General features: G+C 64.6%; 11 protein-coding genes. 5 read left to right on the forward strand and 6 right to left on the reverse strand.

All coding sequences use genetic code 11. The features are described from left to right. Positions 1–56: 56 nt before the first annotated feature. From ACYQ00_RS14740 to ACYQ00_RS14755, 4 genes are all read right to left on the reverse strand, one after another. Complete coding sequence (locus ACYQ00_RS14740; RefSeq protein WP_460032860.1) at positions 57–2,339, reverse strand: N-acetylmuramoyl-L-alanine amidase; 2,283 nt, start codon at positions 2,337–2,339, stop codon at positions 57–59. Positions 2,340–2,382: 43 nt separating this feature from the next. After that, positions 2,383–4,209 carry a glutamine--fructose-6-phosphate transaminase (isomerizing) gene (gene glmS, locus ACYQ00_RS14745; protein ID WP_460032861.1) on the reverse strand — a complete coding sequence of 609 codons (1,827 nt, stop codon included), beginning with the start codon at positions 4,207–4,209 and terminating at the stop codon, positions 2,383–2,385. Between the two features lie 6 nt (positions 4,210–4,215). Next, a complete protein-coding gene (locus tag ACYQ00_RS14750; protein ID WP_460032862.1) occupies positions 4,216–4,884 on the reverse strand; it encodes an XTP/dITP diphosphatase in 669 nt (222 codons plus the stop codon). Positions 4,885–5,143: 259 nt separating this feature from the next. Beyond that, complete coding sequence (locus ACYQ00_RS14755; protein WP_460032863.1) at positions 5,144–6,790, reverse strand: sensor histidine kinase; 1,647 nt, start codon at positions 6,788–6,790, stop codon at positions 5,144–5,146. 241 nt (positions 6,791–7,031) lie between these two features. On the opposite strand from ACYQ00_RS14755, the gene rimO reads away from it, so the two are divergent. The 3 genes from rimO (at position 7,032) to sppA (ending at position 11,310) form a co-directional block, all read left to right on the forward strand. Next, complete coding sequence (gene rimO, locus ACYQ00_RS14760) at positions 7,032–8,375, forward strand: 30S ribosomal protein S12 methylthiotransferase RimO (protein WP_460032864.1); 1,344 nt, start codon at positions 7,032–7,034, stop codon at positions 8,373–8,375. A 333-nt stretch (positions 8,376–8,708) separates the two neighbouring features. After that, positions 8,709–10,427 carry a 30S ribosomal protein S1 gene (locus ACYQ00_RS14765; protein ID WP_460032865.1) on the forward strand — a complete coding sequence of 573 codons (1,719 nt, stop codon included), beginning with the start codon at positions 8,709–8,711 and terminating at the stop codon, positions 10,425–10,427. After that, positions 10,414–11,310, forward strand: a complete 897-nt coding sequence (gene sppA, locus ACYQ00_RS14770; protein WP_460032866.1) for a signal peptide peptidase SppA — start codon at positions 10,414–10,416, stop codon at positions 11,308–11,310. Before ACYQ00_RS14765 ends, sppA begins: the two co-directional genes overlap by 14 nt. Positions 11,311–11,384: 74 nt before the next feature. On the opposite strand, the gene ACYQ00_RS14775 is transcribed toward sppA, so the two are convergent. After that, positions 11,385–11,906, reverse strand: coding sequence for a methylated-DNA--[protein]-cysteine S-methyltransferase (locus ACYQ00_RS14775; protein WP_460032867.1), 522 nt, complete (start codon positions 11,904–11,906; stop codon positions 11,385–11,387). Between the two features lie 39 nt (positions 11,907–11,945). Further along, positions 11,946–12,896: a tRNA modification radical SAM protein MnmL/YtqA gene (gene mnmL, locus ACYQ00_RS14780; protein WP_460032868.1), complete on the reverse strand. Its 951-nt coding sequence runs from the start codon at positions 12,894–12,896 to the stop codon at positions 11,946–11,948. Between the two features lie 266 nt (positions 12,897–13,162). On the opposite strand from mnmL, the gene ACYQ00_RS14785 reads away from it, so the two are divergent. Then, positions 13,163–14,203 carry a rod shape-determining protein gene (locus ACYQ00_RS14785; RefSeq protein WP_460032869.1) on the forward strand — a complete coding sequence of 347 codons (1,041 nt, stop codon included), beginning with the start codon at positions 13,163–13,165 and terminating at the stop codon, positions 14,201–14,203. Positions 14,204–14,369: 166 nt separating this feature from the next. After that, positions 14,370–15,242, forward strand: a complete 873-nt coding sequence (gene mreC / locus ACYQ00_RS14790) for a rod shape-determining protein MreC (protein WP_460032870.1) — start codon at positions 14,370–14,372, stop codon at positions 15,240–15,242. The last annotated feature ends 3 nt before the right edge of the window (positions 15,243–15,245 follow it).

A 15,245-nucleotide genomic window follows, 5' to 3' on the forward strand; every position in this document is an offset into this window, starting at 1 on the left:
ATGCTGAAGGTGAAGGCTGGCGGGCCTGCCCTTCCCTAGCACGCGACCCCGCGGCCCTACAAGCTTGCCAGCCGCTCGATCTGTTTCTTGTATTGCAGGATGCCCTGGACCAGCCCCTGGGCCTGCCGGGTCAGGTAGGCCTCGTCGGTCAGGTTGGCGCGTTCGGCCGGGTTGGTGATGTAGCCCAGCTCCACCAGAATGGCGGGCATGCGCGCGCCCATGAGCACGTAAAACGGCGCGGAGCGCACCCCCATGTCCTTGATGCGCTGTTTCTTGGCCGCGGCGCTGAGGATGTTCTTGTGCGCGGTTTTGGCCAGCTCCCGCGATTCCTTCATCTTTGCATTGAGCATCAGATCGGTGAGAATGAACTGGACGTCGGAGAGTTTTTTGGCGGAAACGGCATTTTCCCGCGCAGCCACCCGGACGGCGTCGTCGGAGGAGGCGAGGTCCAGGTAATAGGTCTCCAGGCCGTGAATGTCATCGGTGGCGTAGGCGTTCACGTGGATGGAGAGAAAGATGTCGGCTTTTTTCAGGTTGGCCATGGCCGTGCGCTCTTCCAGCGGGATGAACGTGTCGTCGGTGCGGGTGTAGAGCACCTCGAACCCTTCCTTTTTAAGCAGCGCGCCAAGGATTTTGGAGAATTTGAGGTTGATGTCCTTTTCATAGACGGTGCCCACATAGGCGCCCGGGTCTTTGCCGCCGTGGCCGGGATCCAGCATGATCACCCCCACGGTCAGGCCCAGCTGTTCCACAAGATTGCCAGCCTGATTGCTGGCCTGGGCCTTGGCGGCCGGGGCCGGTTTGGCCTCGGAAGCCGGCTTGCCCGGAACCGGAGGGGACGCCGGGGCCGGAGGGGATGCCGGAGCCGGTGCTTGGCCCGGTGTTTGCGAAGTCGTTTGGCCCGGCATTGGGGAGGACGGAGGCTGCCCTGTTCCAGGCACACGCGTTCCCTGCTTGCTGGGCTTTTTCACGACAACCGGCTGGGTGCCCTGCTGTGAGGCAGATTGCGGGGCAGGCTGGGGCGCTGCCTGGGGGGACGCCTGGGGTGAGACAGCCGGCGCGGGTTGCGGTGCGGGCTGCGGCGCTGGCTGGCTGGCCTGGATCTGGTTTTGGGCAGGCTTGCCGTCTTTGGATTCCGGGCCGCTATGAATATCCACCAGCAGGCGGAAGCCCTCCTCCGAATCCATGGCAAAGACCTTGCATTTCTGCATTTGTTGCAGATCCAGCACCACGCGGGTCACGTCCGGGGTGTTCTGGGCCGTGCGGACCCGGCGCAGGTTGCCGTCGGCCACGGCAATATCCCCGGAGACCCCTTTGCCCCGATGGACGTTTTTGAGGTCCAGATAGAGCCGGTATGGCAGGTTCCTGGCCGGATCCGCCGGCAGGGTGGACTGGATGAACTGGGCAGGCTTGTCCAGCACCAGGGTCACGCGGGTGTACTCTGCGTTGGATTGATGCCGCACGGCCAGAAGCTGGGCCGGGCCTCCAGAAGGGGCCGGCGCCGGCGCCTCTTCCTTGGCAGAGTTGGCTTTGTTCGCGGGGGCCTTGTCCGCTGCAGGGGCAGGGGCTTTGGTGCTGGCGGTCTTGGGGGCCGGGGGCTGCTCGGCCAGGGGGGCTTCGCGTCCGACGATCTGCTGCCGTGTTTCCGGCGGCGTGTTCCTGGCCTGCTTCCCGGCGGTGCTCAGCGCCGGCTCGCGGGAGTCGGCGTCGGCAGTGGTGGAGGGGGCAGGCGGCGGTGTGGGCGGGTTTTCGCGTTTTCTGGCCTGCGTGGCCGGCGGCTGGGGATTCGCGTCCAGGGTGGCCAGCAGCTGGGCAAAGCGGTCCCGCATGTCGCCCTTGGGGAATTTGGTCAGGCCTGTCTTGCAGAGTTTCCGGGCGGCCTCGACATCATGAAAGTACTGATACTGCATCTGGGCCATGCGCCACTGGGCGTCATCGGCCCAGGAATGGTCCGAAAAACGTGTCACCACGCGGTTGTAGTAGTCCAGGGCCACTTTGTAATCGGTGGCCAGGGCAGAGCGACGCCCAAGCTCTTCATTCACCCGGCCCACGTAATACAAGGCCTTGGCGGCCACGGAGCCGCGGGGGTTCTGCTTGTAAATGGCCAGGAAGGAGGCCTCCAGGGCCTGCCAGTTGCTGCGGTACTCGCTGTTCTTGGCGTCCTGGGCCAGCTCCTGGAACGCCGCATGGTGTTTCTCAAACTCTTCCGCCGGGCCTGCCCATCCGGAGCCGGTGCACAGCGCGCCCAGGGCCAGAAGAAAACACAAGAACCACGCCGCCAGCACGGCCGTGCGGCGCCTGGAACAAATCGTCCGCTGCGGGTGAAGGGGCTGCTGCATGGAGATCCTTGCTGGTCCGGCTTGGGTGGACGAACGGCGGGTCCTATTCCACGGTGACGCTTTTGGCCAGGTTGCGGGGCTGATCCACGTCCTTGCCCAGGTAGTCGGCGGTTTCATAGGCAAAGAGCTGCAGGGCCGGCAGGGCCATGAAGGCCGAGAGCGGCCCCCAGACCCGGGGGATGACCCAGGAGTGCTCCACCTGCAGGTCAAGCCCTTCATTGGTCAGGGCGATGATCTGGCCATTGCGGGCCTGGACTTCCTGCAGGTTGGACTTGACCTTGGGGAAGAGCGCGTCGTCCAGGGCCAGGGCAAAGGTGGGGAAATGCGGGTCGATGAGGGCGATGGGCCCATGCTTCATCTCGCCGGCGGCGTAGCCCTCTGCATGGATATAGCTGATTTCCTTAAGTTTAAGCGCGCCTTCCAGGGCCAGGGGATGGCAATGGCCCCGGCCGAGGTACAGAAAGCTGCGGGCGTCGGCGTAGTGGCGGGAAAGCTCGCGGGCCTGGGTGCGCATGGTGGGCAGATGGGCCTCCAGCAGCTCGGGCAGGCTCCTGAGGGCTTCGATGCAGGCCACGCGGTCGGCGTCCTGGAGCGTGCCCTTGGCCTCGCCCCAATGCAGGGCCATGAGGGTCAGCAGAGTCAGCTGGCTGCACATGGCCTTGGTGGAGGCCACGCTGATTTCCGGACCGGCCTGGGTATAAATGACTCGGTCGGCCTCCCGGGCAATGGAGGAGCCGACCACGTTGCACAGGCCAATGACCGGGATGCCCATGGACTTGACCAGCTGCAGGCTGGCCAGGGTATCGGCGGTTTCGCCGGACTGGCTGATGACCAGCACGGCGTCGTCCTTGTCCAGAAGCGCATTGCGGTAGCGGAATTCCGAGGCAATTTCCACGGACACGGGAATGCGCGCCCAGTCTTCAAACAGGTGCATGCCCCAGAGCCCGGCGTGGAACGAGGTGCCGCAGGCCAGGATGTGCAGGCGTTTAGGGATGGGCATGCCCTCCAGCTCTTCCAGGCAGGCGCGGTGGCTGGTGGTGTCCATCCGCCCGGCCAGGCAGTCGGCCACCACGCGGGGCTGCTCGAAGATCTCCTTGAGCATGAAGTGCTTGTAGCCACCTTTTTGGGCAGCCTGCACGTCCCAGGAGATGCGCTGCGGGGTTTTGGGAATCTGGGTCAGGGTGGCTGCGTCCCATACGCCCCAGGACTGGGCGTCGATACGGACAATCTCGCCGCTGTCGAGGAAGACAACGTTGCGGGTGTAGGGCAGGAAGGCCGGGATGTCCGAGGCGATGAAATTCTCGCCCTCGCCCACACCCAGCACCAGCGGGGAATGGCGGCGCGCGCCGTAAATCACCCCTGGTTCTTCCAGCCGGGTGATGGCCAGGGCGTAAGAGCCCTCCACCTGGTTGAGGGTCCAGGAGAGGGCCTTGAGCATGTCGCCATCATGTTCTTTCAGCCCCTTGGCCAGCAGGTGGGCCAGGGATTCGGTGTCCGTATCGGTCACGAAGGTGGAACCCTCGGCCTTGAGCATGCAGCGCAGGGACTGGTAGTTCTCCACGATGCCGTTGTGGGCCAGGGCCAGATGGCCGGAGCCGTCGCGGTGCGGGTGGGCGTTCTTCTCGTTGGGCAGGCCGTGGGTGGCCCAGCGGGTGTGGCCGATGCCGGAGACCGCGCCGGCCACATTGAGGGCGGCCAGCTTGTTGTCCAGCTCGATGAGCTTGCCCGGCGCGCGGACGATGTTGAGCTGGCCATCCTGGATGTACGCCACGCCGGCGGAGTCGTAGCCGCGGTATTCCAGCCGCCGCAGGCCTTCCATGATCAGGGGGACGGCGACGCGATGGCCGCTGTAACCAATGATGCCGCACATGCCGTGTTACCTCGTGGGAGCCTTTGTGGGGGCTTGGTCGTCCGCGTGGGTGGCCAGGAACGCGGGCAGGATTTCCGCCAGATGGCGCAGGGCCTGGCCGCGATGGCTGCGGGCGTTTTTTTCCTCGGGACTGAGCTCGGCCGCGGTGCAGCCGGTTTCGGGATCCAGAAAAAGCGGGTCATAGCCGAAGCCGTTGTCGCCGCGGGGCTCGTGGCCGATGCGCCCGGTCCAGCTGCCCTGGGCGGTGTCTGTGGCGCCAGCCGGGCTGGCCAGGGCGATGACACAGACGAACCGGGCGGAGCGGGAGAGATCCGGCACATCCGTCAGGGCGGCCAGGAGTTTTTCGTTGTTCAGGCGATCCTTGTCCTTGGCGGTCGCTCCGGGGGGAAAGGGCGCAGCATAGCGCGCGGAGTGCACGCCGGGTTCGCCACCCAGGGCATCCACCATCAGCCCGGAATCGTCAGCCAGGGCGAAGCATCCGGTGTGGGCCGCCACGGCCCGGGCCTTGAGCAGGGCGTTGTCCGTAAAAGTGTCGCCGGTTTCTTCCACTTCGGGCATGTCGGGATAGTCTGCCAGCCCGAGCACGGTCAGGTGGTCATCGGCGTTGGCGAGCAAGGTCTGCAGTTCGGCGACCTTGCCCTGATTGCGGGTGGCGAGGACAAGCAGTTGGGACATGAATCTACCTTGCTGAGTGACCGTTGCGGCATGCTGACGCACAACAATGCCAGCCACTGCATATGAGGGTGCGGCTGCCGCGGGCAGGCCCGGCACCAGGGCATGAGCGGACCATGAAGCAGGCCAGGAAACGGCAGAATGATACCAAATATTATAGACTCGTTCAAGAGACATTCTAAAGTCTGGCTTGGGCGGATTCGGGCGCGGGATGAGCTGCAACGGCGTGCGGGATGGCTGCGGCGTCGTGCGGGAGGGACGTTCAGGATTCGTCACCGTGTGTCCGCATCGTGGAGGAATGGCCAACGCCGGAGGCCCCCTGGGCCGCCACGGCCGGCAGGGAGAGGGTGATGGTGGCGCCCTGGCCCTCCTGGGTGGCCAGATGCACCTCGCCGCCCATTTCCTCCACAATTTTCTTGGTCATGGCCAGGCCCAGCCCGGAGCCCTGGTTTTTGGTGCTGAAGAAGGGGTTGAAGATGCGGGGGCGGATCTCCTCGGCAATGCCGGGCCCGTTGTCTTCCACCGCCACGCTGACCAGGGAGGAGGAAAAGGCGGTGCGCAGGGTGATGCGTCCGGGACCCTGCCGGTCCTGCGGGCGTTGCAGTTCCAGGGCTTCCATGGCGTTCTTGATGCAGTTGATGACACACTGCTTGATCAACTCGCCATCGGCCTTGGCCAGGGGGAGGGATTCAGCCAGCGCGAGCTGCAGTTCCAGTCCTTGTTCGCGACACTTGATGGCGAACAGCTCGGCCGTGTCCCGCACCAGCAGGTTCAGGTCCAGGGAGGCCATGGCCAGGTCTGCGGACTGCAGGGGGCGGGCGAAGTTGAGAGTGCTTTTGAGAATGGCGTCCAGCCGCCGGGATTCATCAAGAATGATGGAGGCTTTTTGCCGGGCGTCCTCGTCCAGGGCACCGGAGCGGACCAGGGAGTTGGCAAAGCCGGCAATGGCGAACAGGGGATTGCGGATTTCATGCGCAATGTAGGTGGAAAGTTCGCCAATGGCGGCCAGACGCTCGGACTGCTGCAGGCGGCGATGCATCTCCAGCATTTCCGTAATGTCGCGCCGGATTTCCAGCACGTGTTCCAGGCGGCCGGCCGCGCCGGCTCCGGGGCCAAGGATGGGATAGACCATCACGCGCAGGGTGCGCAGGCCGCCATCCGGTTCCACCAGGGGCACGGTGGCTTCCTGCGGGGTGGCGGTTTCCAGGGCGCGCGAAACCGGGCAGGCCAGCGCATGGGGCTTCCCGGGGAGGGGCTGCGGGGCCGAGGCGTCCGGTTCGTCGGGCTGGTGGCACACCGCCGTGGCGGGGGCGTCCAGCTGAAAATAGTTGCAACCCAGCAGCGCCTCGCGCGCCAGCCCACGCCGGGCGCAGGCCTTGGTATTGGCATCCAGGACCGTCCCCTGGGCATCCAGCAGCAGGATTTCGTCGTCAGACTGTTCGAACAAGGCCTCCAGGACCGACCGCGTCTGCTCCAGTTCCTCACGCCACGCCGGCCGCAGCTGGCCGGTGCCGAGCAGGGTCTCCAGAAAAGCAAAGGTGCAACGGTCGCCCACGGTCAGCTGGCCGGCCAGTTCCGGGGGGATGACGGCCTTGAGGGCTGCAAACGCCTGGGGTGATTCGCGCAAGTCCAGGAGCATGTGGAGATCCGGGCAGGCGGCCAGCAGCGCGGCGGGACTGTCGAACTGGGGCACTCCCGGCGGCAGGGCCGGGGATTCTCCGGGCGGATCCACCACCACCCCCCGTACTGCCAGCGCGTGCGTCAGCGCGAGATTCCGCGTCAGATCCGGCGGTTGGGCGGGCCGGGCCGCGTCGGCATGCAGATGCGGATGCAGCAGCGCAGGCACGGCGCGTTCCAGCGCTTCGGGGCGGCCGATGAGGGCGATGGTGTAGGGCGCGGCTGACGGCATGCAGACTCCCCGTGGCTGAGCCCGCCGGCAGCACCACGACGGGTTCACGGCGGGATGGACCATGTCTCATCCAGTAAACGTATTTGAAGAAAATCGCAACGGGCGGGGCCACTGCACGCGGTACACCGCCCGGGAGGCGTCCGCTGCCTTGCGGGGGGGCGGGGATGCGGCTATAGCCTGGATCGTGACGTTGCCCGGCATTCCCGGGCCGTTGCCCCAGTCAATTGAGAAGGAGCCGACCATGCCCCCATCCGCCACCGCCACCCGCCCGCTACGAGTGCACCTGACCAGCCTGGGGTGTCCGAAGAACCGTGTCGACAGCGAACGCCTGCTCGGCCGCCTGGGTGAGCAGGTGGCCCCCACGGAAGACATGGCCGAAGCCGATCTGGTGCTCATCAACACCTGCGGCTTTATCGAGCCTGCCGTGGAAGAGAGTCTGCGCTGCATCATTGAAGCTGCGGAAGTCATCTCGGAGGTGGAGCCCCGGCCGCTCTTTGCCGTGGCCGGCTGCCTCGTTGGCCGGTACGGGGAGGCCGGGCTGGCGCCGGACCTGCCAGAGGTGGATGTGTGGCTAAATTTGAAGGACATGGCCGCCTGGCCCGAGCGGCTGGCCCAGGCGCTGGCCCGGCAGGAGACGGCCCCGGCGCCCGCCCTGCGCGAATACCGTCGCCTCTCCACAGCGCCGGCGGCCTATCTGAAAATCAGCGAGGGCTGCAATCATGGCTGCAGCTTCTGCACCATCCCGTCCATTCGCGGCAAGCTGGTCAGCCGTGCGCCGGAGGAGCTGGTGCACGAGGCCCGCTCCATGCTGGCCCAGGGCGCGCGGGAGCTGGTCATCGTCGGTCAGGACGTCACGGCCTACGGCAAGGACGCCGGCCTTGCCTACGGGCTCCCCGATCTCCTGGCCCGGCTCCTGGAGCTGCCAGGGCTGGACTGGCTGCGGCTGATGTATCTCTATCCAGCAGGCATCACAAAAGAATTGCTCGGATTCATCGCCTCGGCCACCAGCGCGAGCGGGCCGCAGCTGCTGCCGTATTTCGACATGCCCCTGCAGCACGCGCACCCGACAGTGCTCAAGGCCATGGGCCGGCCTTTTGCCCAGGATCCTCGACGGGTGGTGGATGCCATCCGCAGCGTGTTGCCCGGCGCGGCCTTGCGCACCAGCCTCATCGTCGGGTTCCCCGGTGAGGGGGAGGCGGAATATGCGGCGCTGATGGATTTTGTGGAGCAGACCCGCTTCAACCACCTGGGAGTCTTTGCCTATTGCGCCGAGGAAGGCACCCCGGCGGCCGGGATGGCCGGGCAGGTGCCGCCGGAGGTGCGCGAGGCCCGGCGCGAGGCGCTCATGACCCGGCAGCGCGAGATTTCCCGCGAGCTGCTGGAGGCGCACGTGGGCGAGGAGCTGGAGGTGCTGGTGGAGACGGCCTCGCCGGAGTGGCCGGGCCTGCACCTGGGCCGGGTCTGGTTCCAGGCTCCGGAGGTGGACGGCGTCACGTACATCAGCGGCGACGGCGTGGTTCCTGGCGCGTTGGTGCGGGCGCGTATCGAGGAGGCCAAGGAGTACGATCTCGTGGCCCTGGCCTGAGCCAGAATCCCCGGAAACATCTTCGGAGCATCCCGGAAATTCGGCACAACTGCCCGGTATTCCAGCGTCGCTTCGTTGAATCGGCAATTGCGGTCGTGTCACGGTCTGACCGAAAATGCATCACTGCGCCCCGATTTGGGGTTGTCAGGAAGCTCGCTTTTTGATAGATGCTGACTTTCCAATTGCCTGAACGGACGGAACCGTCCGCCGGGCCTTCGTCTGCTTGCCGGGTCTTGTCAGCAATTTCACCTAAATAGACTGACGTGACAGCCGGGCGCCCAGCCAAGGCCTGGATGGCTTGCAACCTCTACCCTTTCACAAACGGCTTACATTATGTCCAATGACGCGACCATGACCAGCGGCGATGCAGAGCTGAATTTCGAATCCGCCCTTGAAGATTACCTGAAATCAGACTTTGGCGAACTGGAGGAAGGCTCCATCGTCAAGGGCGAGGTGGTTCGGGTTGAGAAGGATCACGTGCTGGTGGACGTGAACTTCAAGTCCGAGGGCCAGATCAACATCAACGAATTCAAGGATGCCGATGGCAACGTCGCCGTGAAAGTGGGCGACCAGGTCGACGTCTATGTGGCCCGCAAGGATGAGGTCGAAGGATCCATCGTCCTGTCCCGCGACAAGGCCAAGCGCATGCAGCTCTTCGACCGCCTCGAAGACGTGCAGGAAAACAACGACGTCATCAAGGGCACCATTCAGCGCCGCATCAAGGGTGGCTACACCGTGGATCTGGGCGGCCTGGAGGCCTTCCTGCCTGGCTCCCACGTGGATCTGCGCCCCGTGCCCGACATGGACGCCCTGGTTGGTCAGGAATTCGAATTCCGCGTCCTTAAGATCAACCGTCGCCGCTCCAACGTCATCGTCTCCCGCCGGGTGCTCCTGGAGGAAGAACGCGAGTCCAAGCGCAGCAAGCTGCTGTCCACCCTGGAAGAAGGTCAGGTGGTTACCGGCAAGGTCAAGAACATCACCGAGTACGGTGTGTTCGTGGACCTCGGTGGTCTGGACGGCCTGCTGCATATCACCGACATGAGCTGGAAGCGCGTCAAGCATCCCAAGGAACTGGTCAAGCTGGGCCAGGAACTGGAACTCAAGGTCCTCAACTTCGACCGCGAGTCCAAGAAGGTCTCCCTGGGCCTCAAGCAGCTCAAACCGGATCCGTGGACGTCCATCACCGAAAAGTACCCCGAAGGCGCCCGTCTGGCCGGCAAGGTCACCAATCTGGTGGACTACGGTGCGTTCGTGGAGCTGGAACCCGGTGTGGAAGGCCTGGTGCACATCTCCGAAATGTCCTGGACCCGCAAGCTGCGTCACCCCAGCCAGATGGTCAAGCAGGGCGACGAAGTCGAAGTGGTCATCCTGGGCGTGGACCCCGACAAGAAGCGCATCTCCCTGGGCATGAAGCAGGTCCGGCCCAATCCCTGGGATCTGGTGGCCGAGCGCTATCCTGAAGGGGCGGTCATCGAAGGCGCCATCAAGAACATCACCGAGTTCGGCATCTTCATCGGCATCGAAGACGGCATCGACGGCCTCATCCACGTCTCTGACATCTCCTGGACCAAGAAGATCCGCCACCCCGAAGAGCTGTACAAGGTGGGCGATCTGGTGCAGGCCAAGGTCCTGACCGTGGACAAGGAAAACGAGAAGTTCACCCTGGGCGTGAAGCAGCTGCACGAAGATCCCTGGACCAACGTGCCCGACCGCTACCCCGTGGGCAGCACCGTAAACGGCGTGGTGACCAACATCACTGACTTCGGCCTCTTCGTGGAAGTGGAAGAAGGCATTGAAGGGCTGGTGCACGTCTCTGAAATCAGCAACAAGAAGATCAAGTCCCCCTCCGAAATCTTCAAGGAAGGCGACACGATCCAGGCTCGCGTCATCCACGTGAGCGCCGATGAGCGCCGCCTGGGCCTGTCCATCAAGGCCCTCAAGGATGAAGAAGAGCGCAAGAAGCCCAAGGACTACCGCTCCGTGGGCGGCGAAGCCGGACAGAGCCTGGGCGACATCCTCAAGCAGAAGCTGGAAGAGGATGCTGGCGAATAGCCACCCCATGCTGCGCAGCATGCTCAGACTGACGATACTGGCGACCCTCCTTGTGGGGGTCGCCTTTGCCGTTTCCGCGTGCAAGGAAACCAAAAGCGACCTGGAAGGCTCCCGGCGGTATGGCTTCGTGCGCCTGCAGGGCGCCATCACCGACGCCCGCGAATACGTGGAGTGGATGGCCGAACTGCGCGAGGATGCCGATGTGGTCGGCGTCCTGGTGCGCATCGATTCGCCCGGCGGGGTGGTCGGTCCCTCGCAGGAGCTGTACCGGGCCATGGTCCGACTGGCGGAAGTCAAGCCCGTGGCGGTGTCCATGGGGGCGGTGTGCGCCTCGGGCGGCTATTACATGGCCTGTCCGGGCACCCGGCTCTTCGCCAACCCCGGCACCCTCACCGGCAGCATCGGGGTGCGCATGGAGCTGACCAATCTCATGGAGCTGATGGACTCCATTGGCATCAGCCACACCTCTGTCACCAGCGGCAAATTCAAGGACACCCCCTCGCCATTCCGCAACATGACGGCTGAGGAGCGGGTGTATATCGAATCCGTGGTGCTGGATCTGTACGACCAGTTCCTGGACGACATTCTGGCCGTGCGCAAGATGGACCGCGCGACGCTCAAGCAAATCGCCGATGGCCGCATCCTCACGGGCCGCCAGGCTCTGGAAGTGGGGGCCATCGACGAGCTGGGCGGGCAGGAAGATGCCCAGGAGTGGCTGGAGCGGACCACCGGCAAGGGCGAGCTGCCGCTGGACGAGGGCCCCAAGGACAAGCGCAAGTGGTTCGAAAAACTTGCCAAGGCCTTTGTGGACGTTCTGCCGCTCTCGGCCGTGCCCGGCCTGTCCGAGCTTTCCGGCCCGCGCTGGCAGGCGCAGTATCGGTAGGCTGCGCGCGAGCTTCTCCCTCCTTGTGCTCTGCGTATCGTGAGTCTCCCCTTTTGGAGGGGGCGCGAGGGAACTCAGTTCCCCCGCATCTTCTCTTCTGCGAACCCTTCTTTTTGCAACAATAGTTTTTTCATCTCCACCCCGCCGCCGGAGAAACCGGTCAAGGCGCCGTTACTGCCAAGGACACGGTGACAGGGGATGAGCAGGGGCCAGCGGTTGGAAGCCATCACCCGGCCCACGGCCCGCGCCGCGCCGGGGCGGCCGGCCATGCGGGCCAGTTCGCCGTAGGTCACGGTCCGGCCAAAGCCGACCTCGTTCCACAGCGTGTCCAGCACGGTGCGGGAGAAGGTAGTCACTTCGCGCATGTCCAGTTCCAGGCCCTCGGGCAGGTGCTTCCAGTCCGGGTCCTCGCCGCGCAGATGCGTCTGCAGCCGCTGACGGAACTCGTCCCGGTACGGGAACGCCGCGCTGGCCTGGGCGTCAAGCCCCTCGCTCCAGCGGAGATCAAGGCCGGTCAGCAGCAGGCCACCGCCGGGGGCCTCGGCCCAGCGGACGACCAGGGCCACGGGTGATTCGAACAGTACATCTTGCAGCATGGCAGGTCCTTCCTTTGCAACTAGGTTGCCCTACGTGGACTAAGTCTGCAGCAGGGTCCCTTGGACCCACTGCTGTGTTTGCAGGTATGCGACAACGGCCGCGCGCAACGCGGGTTTGTCTGCTGCCCAGTCCGGCGCCAGAAGCTCGCCGGGCCAGGCGTCGGCCGTGAGGCGCTGGACCACGATATCCGGCCGCAGTCTGGCAATGCCTTTGGCCAGGGCGGCAATCACCTCGGCCTTGGCTGGGGGGAAGTATTCGCCCCGCCGCCATTGCCCGGCCAGGGCGCTGCCTTCCAGAACCAGGGTGTTGTGAAATTTGACGGCCTGGACGGGCAGGGTATTCACGACGTCAATGGTGTGTAAAAAATCGGCTTCCTTTTCGCCAGGCAGCCCGTGCATGACGTGCAGACAGACGAGCAGTCCGCGCTCGGCAGCAGCCCGCGCGGCCCGGCACAGGCAGGCGACGTCATGCCCGCGGTTGATACGGATCAGGGTGGCGTCAGCCGCAGACTGCATCCCCAGCTCCAGCCAGACATCGAGTTCCCGGCCAGGCGGATCAGGAAGTTGGTTCGAAAAAAGCGCCGGCACGCGGGCCCGGGCAAGAATATCCAACTTTTCATCATCCAGACAATCAGGCCTCGTGCCCACGGCGATGGCGACAAGGTTCTGGAATTGAATGATTTCCGCTATCAATTCCCGGAGTTCCGCTGCCGGGCGAAACGTGTTGGAAAAGGATTGAAGATAGGCTAAATACAGAGAGTTCGGTGCGCGGCGGGTCTGGCGGGTCACCCAGTGCTGCCATTGCTCGCGCAGGCTGAGGCCCTGCTCGTGCAAGCCGGTGCCAGAGCCTCGGGCATTGCAGTAGCTGCAGCCGCCGGTGTTGGTCGCCGGGTTCCGGTTCGGGCAGGAGCCGCCGATGTCGAGCGGAATCTTGCGCACGGGCCGGCCATGACGGCGGCGCAACCAGGCGGCAAAGGCGAGGTACGGCATGGTGGCTTGCTGTGCTGCTGAGGTGTGCATGGCTTGGGGTGTACCGTAGGATGCACCGCAAGGCCAGCATGCACACCGTTGCGTTGCGTGAGCCGGGCTCTGCCGGACCTGTTGGGGGGGATTGCCTTCCTCACTGGGGCATATCGCGCTTGACATCGCCGCGGCTTTGAACGAACACCCCCAACGAGCATGCTGTGCACGCTGTACGCCGGGACCGCCTCCTCCAGTTTGACCGGTGGCGACCATCACTTTCCTTTGAGGATATTATGGCCAAGTTTTTCAATCATTTGTTGGGCGTTTTTTCCAATGATCTCGCCATCGACCTGGGCACTGCAAACACCTGCGTCTACGTGAAGGGCAAGGGCATCGTCCTGCGCGAACCAAGCGTGGTGGCGGTGAAGGAAGATTCCCGCGGGGCCAAAAAGGTGCTGGCCGTGGGCAACGAGGCCAAACGGATGCTCGGCCGCACGCCCGGCAACATCGTTGCCATCCGCCCCATGAAGGACGGCGTCATCGCCAACTTCGAAATTACCGAGGCCATGCTGCGGCACTTCATTTCCAAGGTGCACAACTCCCGCCGTCTGGTCCGGCCGCGCATCATCATCTGTGTGCCCACGGGCATTACCCAGGTGGAAAAGCGGGCCGTGAAGGAAAGCGCGGAAAGTGCCGGCGCGCGGGAAGTGTATCTCATCGAGGAACCCATGGCCGCGGCCATCGGCGCCAACCTGCCCATCGAGGACCCGACCTCCAACATGGTCGTGGACATCGGCGGCGGGACCACGGAAGTGGCGGTGATCTCCCTTTCCGGCATTGTGTACAGCCGCAGCGTGCGCGTGGGTGGGGACAAGATGGACGAAGCCATCATGACCCACGTCAAACGCAAGTACAACATGCTCATAGGCGAGAGCACGGCCGAATCCATCAAGATCAACATCGCCTCGGCCTATCCGCTGGAGCAGGAGATCGAGATGGAGGTCAAGGGGCGCGACCTCGTCTCCGGCATTCCCCAGAACATCATCATCACGTCCGAAGAGATCCGCAAGGCCATCAGCGAGCAGGTGGACGCCATCGTGCAGGCCGTGCGCATCGCCTTGGAGCAGACCCCGCCGGAACTGGCTGCGGACATCGTGGACCGCGGCATCATGCTCACCGGTGGCGGTGCCCTGCTCAAGGGACTGGACCAGCTGCTGCGGGAAGAGACCTCCCTGCCGATCACCGTCGTGGACGACCCCCTGTCCACGGTGGTGCTCGGGTCCGGCAAGGCGCTGGACAATTTGGATATTTTGAAAGAGGTGACGGTCGATTAACCTCGTCTCCCGACGCCTTGCGGCGTATCTGCTGCTGGGGTTCTTCCTGTATCTGGGCATTTACACCTGGAACCTGCGCACCGGATTCCTGGATCGGCTGGCTGCAAACACCGGGCTCGAAGTCATTCACTGGGTGCTTTCCCCCGGTGTGTGGGTGAGCGAAAGTGTGACGACCTTGTGGCGGCGGTACATCTATCTGGTGGGCTTGTCCGAGGAAAATGAGACCCTGAAGAAGGAAGTGCACGCGCTGTCCCTGGAGCTCATGACCCTGCGCGAGGATGCGGCGGAGTCCGCACGGCTGCGCGAGCTGCTGTCCTTTAAGCCGCCGCCGGCCTGGCGACAGCTGGGCGCGCGCGTGGTGGCGCAGCGGCTGGGGCCGTATTCGGCCCTGGAATCGCTGCTGGTGGACCAGGGTTCCGCAGATGGCGTGCGCGTGAACACGCCGGCCATCACTCCCCAGGGCGTGGCCGGGCGGGTGTTGCGTGTGTCCCCCTCGGCGGCTACCATCCTGCTGCTGGTGGACGCCAACTCCAAAATCGCGGTCATGGGGCAGGACAGCCGCGCTGCCGGCATCCTGGAGGGGCATGGCGTGGACCAGCTCATGGAGCTGAGTTACGTGCCCCTGACCTCCGAGGTGAAGGTGGGCGAACGGCTGGTAACCTCCGGGCTGGCCGGCATCTTCCCCAAGGGGGTGCCTGTGGCCGAGGTGGTGAGCGTGAGCCGTTCGGACATTTCCCTCTTTCAGCAGGTGCTGGCCCGGCCCTATGTGAATGTGACCAAGCTGGAAGAGCTGATCCTGCTCATGCCTGATCCCAATGGGGCGGATTCCCTGGCAGAGCCGGGTGAAGACGGCGAGGAGGATGTCCTGGAAACCGCGCTGATCGAAGCTCTGCGCGCCGTGAACGCCACCAACGCCACCATCATGCCTGCGCGGACAGGGCCCACGCCCAAGGGGCGGATGGTGAAGCCCGGTGCTGCGGGCCAGCCAGGGGCTTCCGGCCCTGCAAACGCCTCGCGTGGCGGCACGGCCGTGCAATAAGTC

It is taken from the genome of Megalodesulfovibrio paquesii, from assembly GCF_054653055.1.